Below are 14,530 nucleotides of genomic sequence, written 5' to 3' on the forward strand. Positions count from 1 at the left end.
GCAGGACGTGGGAACAATTCTAGTGAGGGGTCACGAGATGACGATTTGGAATTCCGCAGTTCATGCTTCCCTGTTGGCCGGAACGGCGCTGCTGGCATTTCCCGGCACGGCCCTGGCAGACGAGGCCGCGGACGAGGCCGCCACGGGTGATGCGATCACGGTCGTCGGCCAGCGCCAGCAATATCGCGGCGACGTTCCGCTCAGAGAGATCCCGCAGTCGGTCCAGGAAATCAATGGCGAGATGCTCAAGGATCTCAACATCACCCGCCTCGACACCGCGCTCGATCTTGCCAGCGGCATCGCCCGTCAGAACAACTTCGGCGGCCTGTGGGATGCCTTCGCGGTGCGCGGCTTCGCGGGCGACGAGAATTTCCCGAGCGGCTTCCTGGTCAACGGCTTCAACGGCGGGCGCGGCTACGGCGGTCCGCGCGATGCCTCGAACATCGAGCGGATCGAGATCCTCAAGGGACCGAACGGCGCCGTGTTCGGGCGCGGCGAGCCCGGCGGCACGGTGAACATCATCACCAGGAAGGCCACGCTCGACAACACTTTCGGCAGCTTCTCGGCCTCGGCCGGCAGCTTCGATACCTACCGCGTCGAAGGCGACTACAACCTCGCCCTGTCGGACAAGCTGGCGGTGCGCCTGAACGGCGCCGCGCAGGACGCCGGCAGCTTCCGCGACACGATCGAATCGAACAAGATCGTGGCTTCGCCCTCGGTGCTGTTCCAGCCCACGTCCTCGACCAGTCTCAGCTACGAGATGGAGTACGTCGACCAGGAAGTGCCGTTCGATCGCGGCGTCGTGGCCATCGACGGCGTACTGGGCCGGATCCCGCGCTCGACCTTCCTCGGCGAACCGGGCGACGGGCCGATCAAGGTCAAGGTGCTTGGCCACCAGGTCCAGTTGCAGCAGGAACTTGCGAAGGACTGGGTCTTCCTCGCCGGCTTCGGCTATCGCGACACCAGCTTCGGGGGCTATTCGACCGAGGCGGAGCTTTCCGGCGGCCGCCAGACGCTGGAAGAGACCGGCAACTATCTTTCCCGCCAGCGCCGCTTCCGCGACTACGACACCACCAACATGGTGTTCCGTGGCGAGGTTTCCGGCAAGCTTTACACAGGGCCTTTCACGCACCACGTACTGGTCGGCGCCGATTGGGACCGGTTCGAGATCAACCTGCTGCAGCAGCGCTTCCGGCCCGGCAGCTATACCGCCGGTTCGGCGATCACCGCCAGCAACAACGCGATCGACATCTTCGATCCGGTCTATGGCCAGATGCCGACGCCGAACGTGACGATCACGAATTCAAAGGAAGTCCAGAAATCCTGGGGCATCTACTTCCAGGACCAGATCGACATCACCGATCATTTCAAGATCCGCGTCGGCGGGCGCTATGACCACTTCCGCCAGAACGTCGACAACCATCTGGCCACTGTCAACCCGATCACCATCAACGTTCGCAAGCGCTTCAGCCCCACGGCGGGCGCCCTCTATGAACTGACCGACACGCTCAGCATCTACGCCGGCTATGGCACGGGCTTCCGGCCGAACAGCGGCCTCGATGCTGACGGCAACACGTTCTCGCCGGAAACCAGCAAGTCCTATGAAGCAGGGCTGCGCTTCGTCTCGCCCGACAATGCCATCTCGGCGACGCTTGCCGCGTTCACGATGAAGAAGAACAACATCCTCACCATGAACCCGAACAACGCGAACTTCTCGATCGCGGCGGGATCGGCGCGGAGCAAGGGCATAGAGGCGGACGTGAACGCAAGGCTGCCGGGCGGTTTCAACGTCATCGGCACTTATGCCTATACCGATGCCTATTGGACCACCGCCTCCCAGGACATGAGCTTCGGCCTCACCATTCTTCCGGGCGATTCGCTCATCAACATCCCCAAGCACGCGGCCAACCTGCTCGTGACCAAGGAATTCGACCTGGGCGATGCCGGCGTGGTGACGATCGGCAGCGGCGTCAACTACGTCGGCAAGCGGCTGGGCGAAACCGGGGTGGATTTCCACCTGCCGGACTACACCCTGGTCCGCGCTATGGCCAGCTACGCGCCAAGCGAGAGCGTCAAGCTCAGCCTCGATGCCACCAACTTGTTCAACGTGACGTACTACCCGGCTTCCTATCACCGTTACTGGGTGACGCCCGGTACGCCGCGCGCGGTCACTTTCCGGGTTGACTTCTCCTTCTGAGAACGGCCTCCCAGCGCATGTCCGCCGCTCCCCGTCCAGCGGGGAGCGGCGGCGGCAAACCATCTTTCGGGAGCGGAACGATGACCGCGATCCTCCATTGCGGCGATGAAGCGCGCGGCGCGCTGTGGCGTGAAATCTTCGCCCGGGAACTGCCGGAAGTGGAATTCCGCTGCTGGCCCGACCTGGAGGAGGCCGGGGATATCCGCTTCCTCGTCGCCTGGACGCTCACGCCCGAACTGATCGCGAGCCTGCCCAGGCTGGAGATCCTGTTCAGCATCGGCGCGGGCGTCGACCAGCTCGACCTCGGCATCGTTCCCCCGCATGTGCGGGTGGTGCGGATGATCGAGCCGGGCATCACCACCACCATGGCGCAGTACGTGGTCATGGCGGTGCTCGCGCTGCACCGCGACCTGCCGTTCTACCTGGCCGAGCAACGCGCCGGCCGCTGGACTCCGCGCGACGTGCTGCTGTGCTCCGAACGAAGCGTCGGCTTCCTGGGGCTTGGCGAGCTGGCGCGCGCCTCGTTGACCGCGCTGGCACCGCTGGGCTTTCGCCTGCTCGGCTGGAGCCGCGGCGGCGGCGAGATCGACGGAGTGGAATGCCATGCCGGCGCCGGCGGCCTCGATCCGTTCCTGGCCCAGTGCGACATCCTTGTCTGCCTGCTGCCGCTGACCGACGAAACGCGCGGCATCCTGTGCCGCGACTTGTTCGACCGCCTTCCGCGCGGGGCCGCCATCGTCAACGCCGCGCGCGGCGGCCACCTGGTCCAGGAAGACCTCCGCGCGGCGCTGGACGAAGGCCAGCTCTCGGCCGCCTTCCTCGACGTGGCCGACCCGGAGCCGCTGCCGGAGGGCCATCCATTCCATTCGCATCCCGCGATTTTCCTGACCCCGCACATCGCTGGCGTGACCCGCCGGGAAACCGCCGTGCATTCGCTGATCGCCAATCTCCGGCATGTCCTGGCCGGCCGGCAACCCGAAGGAGAAATCGATCGCCGGCGCGGCTACTGACCGGCGGCATGCTATGCCGAATGGGCGAATGCAAAACCGCAATGACCCCCACTTGGCCCACGCAATCGGAAACAAGTAGCGCGCGGGCGGTGGCCTTATGCACAGTGAGAAGCGCGGCGGCAGTGGCCCGCGCATGAGGATCCAGTGACGACATGACCAGCGCCAGTCCCGTCTTCGTTCCCCCGTTCCGGCCCGCGTACATCAGCTTCGACTGCTACGGCACGCTGATCCGCTTCCGCATGTCGGAAATGGCCCGGGAATTCTTCGCCGACCGTATCGCGCCCGAAGCCATGGACCGTATGTGCCAGGTCTTCTCGACCTACCGCTTCGACGAGACCATGGGCCCATGGCAGCCCTATCGCGAGCTGATCCGCAATGCCGTACGCCGCACCGCGCGGAAGTTCGGCGTCGAGTACCGCGAGGCGGACGCCGACGCGATCTACGAAGCGGTGCCGACCTGGGGCCCCCACGCGGACGTGCCGGGGGGCCTTGTCCGGATCGCCGACAAGATCCCGCTCGTCATCCTCTCCAATGCGATGAACGAGCAGATCCCGCACAATGTCGCGCTGCTGGGGGCGCCGTTCCACCGCGTCTATACCGCCGAGAGCGCGCAGGCCTACAAGCCGCGCATGCAGGCGTTCGAATACATGTTCGACCAGCTCGGCTGCGGGCCGGAAGTGATGATGCACGTCTCCTCCAGCTTCCGCTACGACCAGAACACCGCCACCGATCTCGGCTTCGGCTGCCGCGTCTTCGTCGGTCGCGGCCACGAGCCGTCGAACGCCAGCTATCGCGACGTCGAGATTCCGCACATCGGCTGCCTGCCGGCCGTGGTCGGCCTCTGAGTGCCGATCGGGCGCGACCTTTCCCGGCGCGGGCTGATCGGCACCGGCCTGGCGGGGGTGGGCCTGCTTGCCCTGGGTGGATGCGGCGGCGGCGAGAAACCCGCCCGTCCGCAGCGCGGCGGCAGCATCCGCGTCGCCACGCAGGCCGCCTCCACGGCGGATACCCTGGACCCGGCCAAGGGCGCGATGGCCACCGACTACACGCGCCATTTCATGCTCTACAACGGGCTGACCTGCATCGAGGACGAGAGCCTGGTTCCGCGCCCCTCGCTCGCCCGTGCGTTCGAGAGCGCCGATCGCATCACCTGGCACTTCGACCTCCAGCGCGGGGTGCGCTTCCATGACGGGGCCGAGCTGACCGCACGCGATGTCGTGTTCTCGCTCCTGCGGCACAAGGATCCGGCGGTCGGCTCGAAGATGGCGGCCATCGCCCGGCAGTTCGCCGAAGTGCGCGCCGATGGCCGCTATGGCGTGATCCTGCGGCTGACCGGCGCCAACGCGGACCTGCCGACGATCCTGGCCCAGTCCCATTTCCTGATCGTGCGCGCCGGCCAGCCCGCGCCCGACGGCACCGGCACCGGCGCCTTCACGCTCGCGGAGTTCCAACCCGGCGTGCGTACCGTGGCCCTGCGCAACCCGGACTACTGGATTCCCGGCCGTCCCCGCCTCGAACGCGTCGAGCTGATCGCGATCCCCGACGAGGTCGGCCGGGTCAATGCGCTGCTTTCGGGCGATGTCCAGCTCTGCAATGCGATCAACCCGCGATCGACCCGCCGCGTCGAGGCCGATCCGGGCTATGCGGTGATGGCCACGCCTTCCTCGCTCTTCACCGATCTCATCATGCGCCAGGACCAATTGCCCAGCGGCAATCCCGATTTCGTCCAGGCGATCAAGCTGATGATCGACCGGCCGCTGGTGAAGCGCGCCCTGTTCCGCAACTATGCGACGATCGCCAACGACCAGCCGATCGCGCCGTTCCAGCCCTATTTCAACCCGGACGTGCCGCAGACCGTGCTCGATCTCGACAAGGCCCGCTGGCACGTGCGGCGCGCCGGGCTGACCGGCGTGCGCATGCCGATCTTCGCCGCCACCGCCGCGGTGGGCGCGGTCGACCTGGCCTCGATCCTCCAGGAATACGGTTCGAAGGTCGGCCTCGATTTCGCGGTCAACCGCGTGCCCGCCGATGGATACTGGTCGACGCACTGGATGCGCCACCCCCTGACTTTCGGAAACTGCAACCCGCGCCCGACCGCCGATCTCATCTTCAGCCTGTTCTTCCAGTCGAGCGCGGAGTGGAACGAAAGCGGCTGGCGCAACGAGCGCTTCGACCGCCTGCTGGTGGAAGCACGCGGCGAAGCGGACGAGGCGCGGCGCGGCGAACTCTACGGCGAGATGCAGCGCATCGTCCACGACAAGTGCGGCGTCGCCATTCCCGTCTTCATCAGCCTCGTGGACGGCCACGATCGCCGCCTGAAGGGCCTGCGCCCGATCCCGCTGGGAGCCTTCATGGGCTATCGCTTCGCCGAATACGCATGGTGGGACGGCTGATGGCCGGCGCCGCGTCGCATCGCTCGACCTTGGGCAATATCGCGCCGCTGATCGCCAGGCGGGCGCTGTCCTCGCTGCTGACGCTGTTCCTCGTTTCAGTGGTGATCTTCACCGTCAGCGGCCTGCTGCCGGGAGACGCCGCGCAGGAAGCCCTCGGCCAAAGCGCGACGCGGGAACAAGTCATCGCCCTGCGGCACGAGATGGGCCTCGATCGCCCGGCTCCCGTGCGCTACATGGACTGGCTCGGCAGCATCGCGCGCGGCGATCCGGGCATGTCCTATGTCGCCAACATGCCGGTCAGCCGGATCATTTCGGACCGCCTGCCCAACACGCTGACGCTGGCCGGGATCACCGCCGTGGTCTCGGTGATACTGGCCCTGGCGATCGGCGTCGGCAGCGCCGTCAACCGGGGCGGCAAGCTCGACAGCATGCTCAACGTCGTCACGCTGTCGCTGGTGGCCATGCCCGAATTCCTGATCGCGACGCTTGGCGTCATGATCTTCTCCGTCAAGCTGCTGTGGCTGCCCTCGATCGCGCTGGTCACGCCCGATGCGAGCTGGAGCGAAACGCTGCGCTCCTATGCCCTGCCAGTGTTCTCGCTGACGTGCGTGGTCGTCGCCCAGATGGCGCGCATGACCCGCGCCGCCGTCGCCGACCAGCTCGACCGGCCTTACGTCGAGATGGCGCGGCTCAAGGGCGTGCCCTTCTCGCGCATCGTGCTGTTCCACGTCATGCCCAATGCGGTGGGGCCGGTGGTCAACGCCATGGCGCTTTCGCTGTCCTACCTCATGGGCGGGGCGATCATCGTCGAGACGATCTTCAATTTTCCAGGCCTCGCCAGCCTGATGGTCAATGCCGTGACCAGCCGCGACATGCCCCTGCTGCAATCCTGCGCGATGATCTTCTGCGCCACCTACCTTGCCCTGATGCTGGTGGCGGACGTGATCGCCATTCTCGCCAATCCGAGGCTGCGGGCATGAGCGGGAAGATCGCCCAGACCTTGCGAACGCTGCCGATATCCGGCCGCATCGGCCTGGGGCTGGTGCTGTTCTGGCTCGCGGTCGCGCTTGCCGGACCGTCGCTGGCGCCGTATCCGGTAGGCGCCTTCGTGGATCGGGACGTGTTCAGCGGCGCCTCGGCGCGGTTCTGGCTGGGCAGTGACTATCTCGGCCGCGACGTGCTCAGCCGCCTGCTCTGGGGCTCGCGCTATACGGTGCTCCTGGCGCTGGGCGCGGCCCTGCTGGCGGTGGCGACGGGCACATCGCTGGCCCTCGTCGCGGCGGTCCGTGGCGGTTGGACCGACGAGATCATCTCGCGCACGATGGATACGCTGATCTCGATTCCCTCGAAGATCTTCGCGCTGGTCCTTGTCGCCGCCTTCGGTTCCTCGCTGTCGCTGCTGCTGCTCATTGCCGCCTTCACTTACGTTCCCGGCAATTTCCGCATCGCCCGCGCGCTGGCGATGAACCTCGTCGCGCTAGACTTCGTGCAGGTGGCGCGCGCCCGCGGCGAAAGGGCCTTCCATATCGCCCTGCGCGAAGTGCTGCCCAACATGATCCACCCGCTGCTGGCCGACATGGGCCTGCGCTTCGTCTTCGTCGTCCTGCTGCTCTCGGGCCTCAGCTTTCTCGGGCTCGGCGTGCAACCCCCGCACGCGGACCTCGGCTCCCTGGTGCGCGAGAACATTTCCGGCATCACCGAGGGGGCACTCGCCATCATCGCCCCGGCGCTCGCCATCGCCACGCTGACGGTGGGGGCGAACCTGCTCATCGACGCGCTCAAGCCCGGAGCAAAGGGATGAGCGAAGGTGGCGAAGGCGCGAACGGCGCGGCGATCGAAGTCCGCAACCTGGTCATCGACGTCGCCGGCCCGAACGGCGCCCGCAAGGCCATAGTCGAGGATATCTCCTTCGCGATCCCCCCGGGCGAGGTCCTGGCCCTGATCGGCGAATCCGGCTCCGGCAAGACGACCATCGCGCTATCGATGATGGGCTATTCGCGCTTCGGCGCGCGCATCTCGGCCGACTGCATCCGCGTTGGCGATTTGCGCATCGATCGGTTCGGCGAAGACGCGCTGCGCACCGTGCGCGGACGCCGCATCGCCTATATCGCGCAGAGCGCGGCGGCGGCCTTCAATCCCTCGCGCCCGATCATGGCGCAAGTGATCGAGCCGCTGCTGGTCCACCGCCTGGCCGACCGGCGGACGGCCCAGGCCAGGGCCATCGAACTGTTCCGCGCCCTCGCCCTGCCCTCGCCGGAGATCATCGGCCAGCGATACCCGCACCAGGTGTCGGGCGGCCAGCTCCAGCGGCTCATGGCGGCCATGGCGCTCATCACCGATCCCGAGCTGGTCATTCTCGACGAGCCGACCACCGCGCTCGACGTGACGACCCAGGTCGAAGTTCTCCGTGCCTTCAAGGCGGCGATCGCGCGGAGCGGGGCCACCGCGATCTACGTCAGCCACGACCTCGCCGTCGTCGCCCAAGTCGCCGACCGCATCGCCGTGCTGAAGAATGGCCGGATGTGCGAGGAGGGACCGGCCGCGCAAGTGCTCGAATCCCCCGCCAGCGACTATACGCGCTCGCTGCTCGCCGCCGTCCGCCCGGCGGCCCGCCCGGCCTCGCAAACGGGCCGGGAAAAAGTCCTGGCCGTCTCCGGCCTTCACGCCGGATATGGCCGAGTGATCGACGGGATTCCCGCGATCCCGGTCCTGCGCGACGTGAGCTTCGTCCTGCGGCGCGGGGCGACGCTGGGGATCATCGGGGAATCGGGTTCGGGCAAATCGACGCTCGCGCGCGTCATCGCCGGCCTGCTGCCCGCCGCCGCAGGGGAAATCCTGCTGGAAGGGGAGCGCCTGCCCCCGGACATGGCGCGCCGCAGCCGGGAGCAGTTGCGGCGGGTCCAACTGGTGTTCCAGAACGCCGACACCGCCCTGAACCCCGCCCATACCGTCGGGCAGATACTTGCGCGCCCGCTGGCCTTCTTCCACCGCATGAAGGGTGCGGCCGCCGATACCCGGGTGGCCGAACTGCTGGACCTGATCCAGCTTCCGCGCGAGATCGGGGCGCGCCGCAGCACCGAGCTGTCGGGCGGCCAGAAGCAGCGGATCAACCTCGCCCGCGCCCTTGCCGCCGAACCCGACGTCCTGCTCTGCGACGAAGTGACGTCCGCGCTCGATACCGTGGTGGGGGCCGCCATCCTCGACCTCATCGACGGGCTGCGGCGCGAACTCGGGATCGCCACGGTCTTTATCAGCCACGACATATCGACCGTGAAGGCGTTCTGCGACGATATGCTCGTGCTCTATTCCGGCAATGCCGTGGAACAGGCGAGCCGGGCCGAATTCGCGGGCGATACCCGCCATCCCTATACGCGCCTGCTGATCGATTCGGTGCCGGAGATGGACCGGGGCTGGCTCGCCCATCGCGCCGCCGTGGAGCGTGCCGCCCTGCCTGGCGCCGCGCTCGAGAACCCCCGGGGCGAAGCGCTGTGCCGCTTCCTGCCGCGCTGCCCGGTTGCCGTGGCCGGGACTTGCGATACCGTGCCCGTTCCCCTGCGCCAAGCCGGCAGCCACGCCGTCCTGTGCCATCGCACGCTGGCCGATCTCGCTTCGGCGGGGATCATGGGAAACTGACCGGTCGGTCCGGAGATGCCATCGATAGCTGCGCAATATTGTTCCGAATGGTCTGGAAAACCAGCACCTCATGCCTCTACCTTGTCGATAGAGGGCATCTGAAACCAAGTCGCTTGAAGCAAGACTCAATCTTCTCCCTTCGTCGCCCGCGAGACGGCGAAGCCGCCGAAGCGATCCAGGGCGCCGTCGAACCGTTCTGGATTGCCGCGCCGCCTTCGGCGGCTCGCAATGACGAAGGGACGGGGAACACGAGTTCCGATCAACGAGATTTGGTATGAAACCAACAGGCCCGGCGTCGGGACATCGCCGGATCATAACGGAGAAAGTCAGATGGTGGTTGCGGTAAAAGCCCCCAACGTGTTGCGCGACATGACGATGGAGGACCTGCCCCGCGCGGTCGAACTTTCCGCCGAACAATCCTGGCCGCATCGGACCGAGGACTGGCAACTGTTCTTCGAGCTGGGCGAAGGCATCGTGGCGGAGTGCGACGGCAAGGTCGTCGGTTCGATCATGGCCTGGCGCTATGGCGACGATTTCGCCTCGATCGGCATGGTCATCGTCACCCCGGAAAAGCAGCGCGAGGGAATCGGCCGCCAGTTGATGGAGGCCATGCTCGCCCGCCTTGGAAACCGCAACGTCATGCTCAACGCGACGGCGGACGGCCTGCCGCTTTACGCCCGGCTGGGTTTCGAGCCTTACGTGACCGTGCGCCAGCATCACGGCCCGGCACCGACGATGCCGCTGGCGGCGCTGCAACCCGGCGAACGCGTCCGCCCGATGGGCGCCACCGACGACATGCTGCCCGCGCTCTACAGCCGGGCGGTCGGCATGGACCGGGACGAATTCTTCACGCGGCTGGCGCAGGACAGCCAGTCGATCGTGCTCTCGCGCGATCACGAGCCGGTCGGCTTCGCGCTGCTGCGCCGTTTCGGGCGTGGACGCGTGATCGCGCCGATCGTCGCGCCCGATCTGGGCGGGGCGCAAGCGCTCGTCACCCATTGGCTGGGCGCCACGGCAGGCAAGTTCTGCCGCATCGACGCGGTCGACGGCACCGGCCTGTCCGAATGGCTGGAGGACATCGGTCTGCCTTGCGTGGACAGCGTTACGACAATGGTGCGCGGAACTCCGCCGGCCGCGGCGGCCGGCAGCCGGATCTTCGCCATCGCGGCCCAGGCCTTCGGCTGATGCCGCAGCTTCGCGATCCCTCGCTGCTGCGCGAAGCGGCACTGGTCGCGGGTGCCTGGCTGGCGGCCGATCCGGGCACCGGCATTGCCGTCGACAATCCCGCCGACGGCAGCCTCGTCGGCCATGTCCCCGCGTGCGGACGGGCGGAAACCCAGGCCGCGATCGACGCCGCCATGGCCGCCTGGCCGGAGTGGCGCGCCCGCACCGCCGGCGAGCGCTGCGCCCTCGTCGAACGCTGGCACGCGCTGGTCCTGGAGAACCTGCCCGATCTTGCCCGCATCATGACCGCCGAGCAGGGCAAGCCGCTGCCCGAGGCTGAGGGCGAGATTCGCTACTCCGCCAGCTTCATCAAGTGGTTCGCCGAGGAAGGCCGCCGCGTCGGCGCCCGCAACGTCACCTCTCCCGAACGCGATCGGCGCATCATTGTCCTGGCCGAGCCGGTCGGACCCAGCGCCATCATCACCCCGTGGAACTTTCCGGCGGCGATGATTACGCGCAAGTGCGCGCCGGCCCTCGCCGCCGGCTGCCCGGTCATCATCAAGCCTTCCGAATTCACGCCCTTCACCGCGCTCGCGCTGGCCGACCTGGCCTTGCGCGCCGGCATCCCCCCGGGCCTGGTCCATGTCGTGACCGGCACGCCGCAGGAAATCGGCGCGACTTTCGCCGCCAGCCCGGATGTCCGCAAGCTGTCGTTCACCGGCTCGACCCGCGTCGGCGCGCTGCTGATGCGCCAGTGCGCCGACACCATCAAGCGCGTAAGCCTGGAACTGGGCGGCAATGCCCCGCTGATCGTGTTCGAGGACGCCGACCTCGACCTGGCGGTCAAGGCCACCATGGTCAGCAAGTTCCGCAATTCGGGCCAGACCTGCGTCTGCGCCAACCGCATCCTGGTGCATGCCGCGATCCACGACGAATTCGCGGCAAGGCTCGGCACGGCCGTCGCGGCACTGCATGCGGCGCCGGGCATGGAGGCCGGATCGACCATCGGCCCGCTCATCAACGCCGCGGCGGTGGCCAAGGTCTCGGCACACGTCGCCGACGCGCTGGACAAGGGCGGGCGCATCCTGGCGGCCGGCGGCGGGCGCAAGGACGGCAACTTCGCGCGCGCCGTCGTGATCGCCGATGCCCGCACGGACATGCGCCTGGCGAGCGAGGAAACCTTCGGCCCGGTCGCTCCGCTGTTCCGCTTCGAGGACGAGGCGCAGGCGCTTGCCATGGCCAACGATACGCCTTACGGGCTCGCCAGCTACTTCTACACCCGCGATCTTTCGCGCGCTTTCCGTGTGGCCGAGGCGCTGGAAGCGGGCATGGTCGCCCTCAATACAGGCTCCATCGCCATGGAAATGGCACCCTTCGGCGGAATCAAGCAATCGGGCCTCGGCCGCGAGGGCGGCACGGCGGGCATCGAGGAATACCTGGAGACGAAGGCCTTCCACATCGGCGGCCTCGAACGATAAGGGCAAGGGAGCACGGGCATGAGTACGAAACGCCGCTATTCGATCGCGGTCATTCCTGGCGACGGCATCGGCAAGGAAGTCATGCCCGAAGGCACCCGCGCCCTCGAAGCGGCGGCATCGGCGCACGGCTTCGAACTCGACCTGCAATGGCACGATTTCGCCAGCTGCGATTACTATGCGCAGCACGGCCAGATGATGCCCGACGACTGGAAGGACCGCATCGGCAAGGTCGACGCGATCTTCTTCGGCGCCGTCGGCTGGCCCGAAACGGTGCCCGACCATATCTCGCTATGGCAATCGCTCCTCCAGTTCCGGCGCGAGTTCGACCAATACGTCAACTTGCGCCCGGTCCGGCTGATGCCCGGCGTCCCCTGCCCGCTCGCCGGCCGCGAGCCGGGCGACATCGACTTCTGGGTGGTGCGCGAGAATACCGAGGGTGAATACAGTTCGGTCGGCGGGCACATGTTCCCCGGCACCGAGCGCGAGATCGTGATCCAGGAAACGGTAATGACCCGCCACGGCGTCGACCGCGTCCTGCGCTATGCCTTCGACCTTGCCCGCAAGCGCGAGCGCAAGCACCTGACCAGCGCCACCAAGTCCAACGGCATCGCCATCACCATGCCGTTCTGGGACGGGCGCGTGGAGGCTATCGCCGAGGAATATCCCGAAGTCAGCCACGACAAGTACCACATCGATATCCTGACCGCGCAGTTCGTGCTCAATCCGCAGCGCTTCGACGTGGTCGTCGCTTCCAATCTGTTCGGCGACATCCTATCCGACCTGGGACCCGCCTGCACCGGCACGATCGGCGTCGCCCCTTCGGCGAACATCAACCCGACCGGCAAGCATCCCTCGCTGTTCGAACCGGTCCATGGATCGGCGCCCGACATCGCGGGCAAGGGCATCGCCAATCCGATCGGCCAGGTGTGGTCCGCCGCGATGATGCTGGAGCATCTGGGCGAGGCCGAAGCCGCCGCCTCGATCATGCGCGCGGTCGAAACCACGCTGGCATCGCCGTCGGGCCGGACGGGCGACCTCAAGGGCACTGCCGACACGGTATCCTGCGGCAAGGCGATAGCCGCTGAGATCGGCTGATACCAAGGTTCTCCGATGGGAAAGGTGTAACCCAGGCGCACGGCAGAATCTGCCGCGCCGCCGCGCCCAAGTTTCGCCGAAGGGCGATGACCGCGGGGATTTCAGCGCAACCCGCCGGCCGGGCCCGAATAGCATCGGGGCATGGAAAATGTTCTCTCCGGCGCACCGGCGTTCCCGTCCAACCAGTCGCTCATCGATATCGACCGCCGACACCTGATCCACCCGGTCACCTCGTTCCGCGGCCATGAGGCGCACGGAGCGCGGGTGCTGGCATCGGGCGACGGAATGTGGCTGACCGATATCGACGGCAAGCGCGTGCTCGATGCCTTCGCCGGCCTGTGGTGCGTCAACGTCGGCTATGGGCAGGAATCGATCGTCGCGGTGGCGGCGGAACAGATGCGCCGGCTGCCCTATGCCACGGGCTATTTCCACTTCGGCAGCGAGCCGGCGATCCTGCTGGCCGACAAGCTTGCCGCGCTGGCGCCGGCCGGCCTCGACCATGTCTACTTCACGCTCGGCGGCTCGGACGCGGTGGACAGCGCGATCCGCTATATCACCCATTACTTCAACGCCATCGGCAAGCCCGAGAAGAAGCAGTTCATCGCGCTCGAATGGGGCTACCACGGTTCCAGTTCGAACGGCGCGGGGCTGACCGCGCTGGCGAACTTCCATCGCGGCTTCGACCTGCCGCGCCCCTGGCAGCATCACATCGCCTCGCCCTATCCCTATCGCCATCCCGACGGCCAGGACGATTGCGCCGTCGTCGCCTCGACCGTCGCCGCGCTGGAGGCCAAGGTCGCGGAACTGGGCGCGGACAACGTCGCGGCCTTCTGCTGCGAACCGATTCAGGGTTCGGGCGGCGTGATCGTTCCGCCGCGCGGTTGGCTCAAGGCGATCCGCGCGGCCTGCGACCGGCTCGGCATTCTCCTGCTGGTGGACGAAGTCATCACCGGCTTCGGTCGCACCGGCCCGATGTTCGCCTGCGACGACGAAGGCGTTTCGCCCGATTTCATGACGCTCGCCAAGGGCCTGACCTCCGGCTACGCGCCGATGGGCGCGCTGCTGATGGCCGATCATGTCTACCAAACGATCGCGGATTCCGCGCCGGCCGCGCTGGCGGTGGGGCATGGTTTCACTTATTCCGGGCATCCGGTCAGCGCCGCGGTCGGGCTTGAAGTGATCCGTCTCTACGAGAACGGCCTGCTGGACAACGGCCTGCGGGCCGGCGCGCGCTTCGCCCACCACCTCGCGCGAATCCGCGAGCATCCGCTGGTCGGCGATACGCGCGAACGCGGCCTGCTCGGCGCGATCGAGCTGGTCAGCGACAAGCGGACCAAGGCCGGCTTCGGGGCCGACCTGGACATCGCCGGCAGGCTGTCCGCCCTGACCTGGGAGAACGGCGTCATCGTGCGGTGTTTTGCCAATGCGGTCATAGGCTTCGCACCGGCACTATGCTGTTCCGAAAGCGAGATGGACCTGATATTCGAACGCGTGGAACGGTCGCTGGATCAGTTGCTGGATATGCCGGACATCCGACGGGCGCTGGGCTGAGGGGGAAAA

11 protein-coding genes are annotated in these 14,530 nt (G+C 67.2%); all 11 read left to right on the forward strand.

What is annotated here, in order from left to right; genetic code table 11:
• Nucleotides 1-37: 37 nt before the first annotated feature.
• The 11 genes from BM052_RS10615 (at nucleotide 38) to BM052_RS10665 (ending at nucleotide 14,521) form a co-directional block, all read left to right on the forward strand.
• Complete coding sequence (locus BM052_RS10615) at nucleotides 38-2,197, forward strand: TonB-dependent siderophore receptor (RefSeq protein WP_091146431.1); 2,160 nt, start codon at nucleotides 38-40, stop codon at nucleotides 2,195-2,197.
• A gap of 80 nt (nucleotides 2,198-2,277) precedes the next feature.
• Nucleotides 2,278-3,207, forward strand: coding sequence for a 2-hydroxyacid dehydrogenase (locus BM052_RS10620; protein WP_091146434.1), 930 nt, complete (start codon nucleotides 2,278-2,280; stop codon nucleotides 3,205-3,207).
• Nucleotides 3,208-3,359: 152 nt separating this feature from the next.
• Entirely contained in the window at nucleotides 3,360-4,052 is a 693-nt protein-coding gene (locus BM052_RS10625) for a haloacid dehalogenase type II (protein ID WP_091146436.1), read from the forward strand.
• Entirely contained in the window at nucleotides 4,053-5,600 is a 1,548-nt protein-coding gene (locus tag BM052_RS10630; protein ID WP_091146438.1) for an ABC transporter substrate-binding protein, read from the forward strand. It abuts the gene before it with no gap.
• Nucleotides 5,585-6,580, forward strand: coding sequence for an ABC transporter permease (locus BM052_RS10635; protein WP_091146441.1), 996 nt, complete (start codon nucleotides 5,585-5,587; stop codon nucleotides 6,578-6,580). Before BM052_RS10630 ends, BM052_RS10635 begins: the two co-directional genes overlap by 16 nt.
• Nucleotides 6,577-7,401 (forward strand): ABC transporter permease, encoded by an 825-nt coding sequence (locus BM052_RS10640; RefSeq protein WP_091146442.1) that lies wholly within the window; start codon nucleotides 6,577-6,579, stop codon nucleotides 7,399-7,401. The genes BM052_RS10635 and BM052_RS10640 overlap by 4 nt, the downstream gene beginning before the upstream one ends.
• Entirely contained in the window at nucleotides 7,398-9,233 is a 1,836-nt protein-coding gene (locus BM052_RS10645; RefSeq protein ID WP_091146444.1) for an ABC transporter ATP-binding protein, read from the forward strand. The genes BM052_RS10640 and BM052_RS10645 overlap by 4 nt, the downstream gene beginning before the upstream one ends.
• Before the next feature lie 330 nt (nucleotides 9,234-9,563).
• Nucleotides 9,564-10,418: a GNAT family N-acetyltransferase gene (locus BM052_RS10650; protein WP_177198425.1), complete on the forward strand. Its 855-nt coding sequence runs from the start codon at nucleotides 9,564-9,566 to the stop codon at nucleotides 10,416-10,418.
• A complete protein-coding gene (locus BM052_RS10655; RefSeq protein ID WP_091146447.1) occupies nucleotides 10,418-11,875 on the forward strand; it encodes an NAD-dependent succinate-semialdehyde dehydrogenase in 1,458 nt (485 codons plus the stop codon). The genes BM052_RS10650 and BM052_RS10655 overlap by 1 nt, the downstream gene beginning before the upstream one ends.
• Nucleotides 11,876-11,893: 18 nt before the next feature.
• Nucleotides 11,894-12,970 carry a tartrate dehydrogenase gene (locus tag BM052_RS10660; protein ID WP_091146449.1) on the forward strand — a complete coding sequence of 359 codons (1,077 nt, stop codon included), beginning with the start codon at nucleotides 11,894-11,896 and terminating at the stop codon, nucleotides 12,968-12,970.
• Nucleotides 12,971-13,111: 141 nt separating this feature from the next.
• Nucleotides 13,112-14,521: an aminotransferase class III-fold pyridoxal phosphate-dependent enzyme gene (locus tag BM052_RS10665; RefSeq protein WP_091146451.1), complete on the forward strand. Its 1,410-nt coding sequence runs from the start codon at nucleotides 13,112-13,114 to the stop codon at nucleotides 14,519-14,521.
• The last annotated feature ends 9 nt before the right edge of the window (nucleotides 14,522-14,530 follow it).

Origin of the sequence: Novosphingobium sp. CF614 (assembly GCF_900113255.1) — a bacterium.
In the GTDB taxonomy this organism is placed as follows: domain Bacteria; phylum Pseudomonadota; class Alphaproteobacteria; order Sphingomonadales; family Sphingomonadaceae; genus Novosphingobium.

Bases quoted from the DNA above. Each gene is read 5' to 3' on its own strand.
- BM052_RS10615 (WP_091146431.1), top strand. From the start codon at position 38: ATGACGATTTGGAATTCCGCAGTTCATGCTTCCCTGTTGGCCGGAACG.
- BM052_RS10620 (WP_091146434.1), top strand. From the start codon at position 2,278: ATGACCGCGATCCTCCATTGCGGCGATGAAGCGCGCGGCGCGCTGTGG.
- BM052_RS10625 (WP_091146436.1), top strand. From the start codon at position 3,360: ATGACCAGCGCCAGTCCCGTCTTCGTTCCCCCGTTCCGGCCCGCGTAC.
- BM052_RS10635 (WP_091146441.1), top strand. From the start codon at position 5,585: ATGGTGGGACGGCTGATGGCCGGCGCCGCGTCGCATCGCTCGACCTTG.
- BM052_RS10640 (WP_091146442.1), top strand. From the start codon at position 6,577: ATGAGCGGGAAGATCGCCCAGACCTTGCGAACGCTGCCGATATCCGGC.
- BM052_RS10645 (WP_091146444.1), top strand. From the start codon at position 7,398: ATGAGCGAAGGTGGCGAAGGCGCGAACGGCGCGGCGATCGAAGTCCGC.
- BM052_RS10650 (WP_177198425.1), top strand. From the start codon at position 9,564: ATGGTGGTTGCGGTAAAAGCCCCCAACGTGTTGCGCGACATGACGATG.
- BM052_RS10655 (WP_091146447.1), top strand. From the start codon at position 10,418: ATGCCGCAGCTTCGCGATCCCTCGCTGCTGCGCGAAGCGGCACTGGTC.
- BM052_RS10660 (WP_091146449.1), top strand. From the start codon at position 11,894: ATGAGTACGAAACGCCGCTATTCGATCGCGGTCATTCCTGGCGACGGC.
- BM052_RS10665 (WP_091146451.1), top strand. From the start codon at position 13,112: ATGGAAAATGTTCTCTCCGGCGCACCGGCGTTCCCGTCCAACCAGTCG.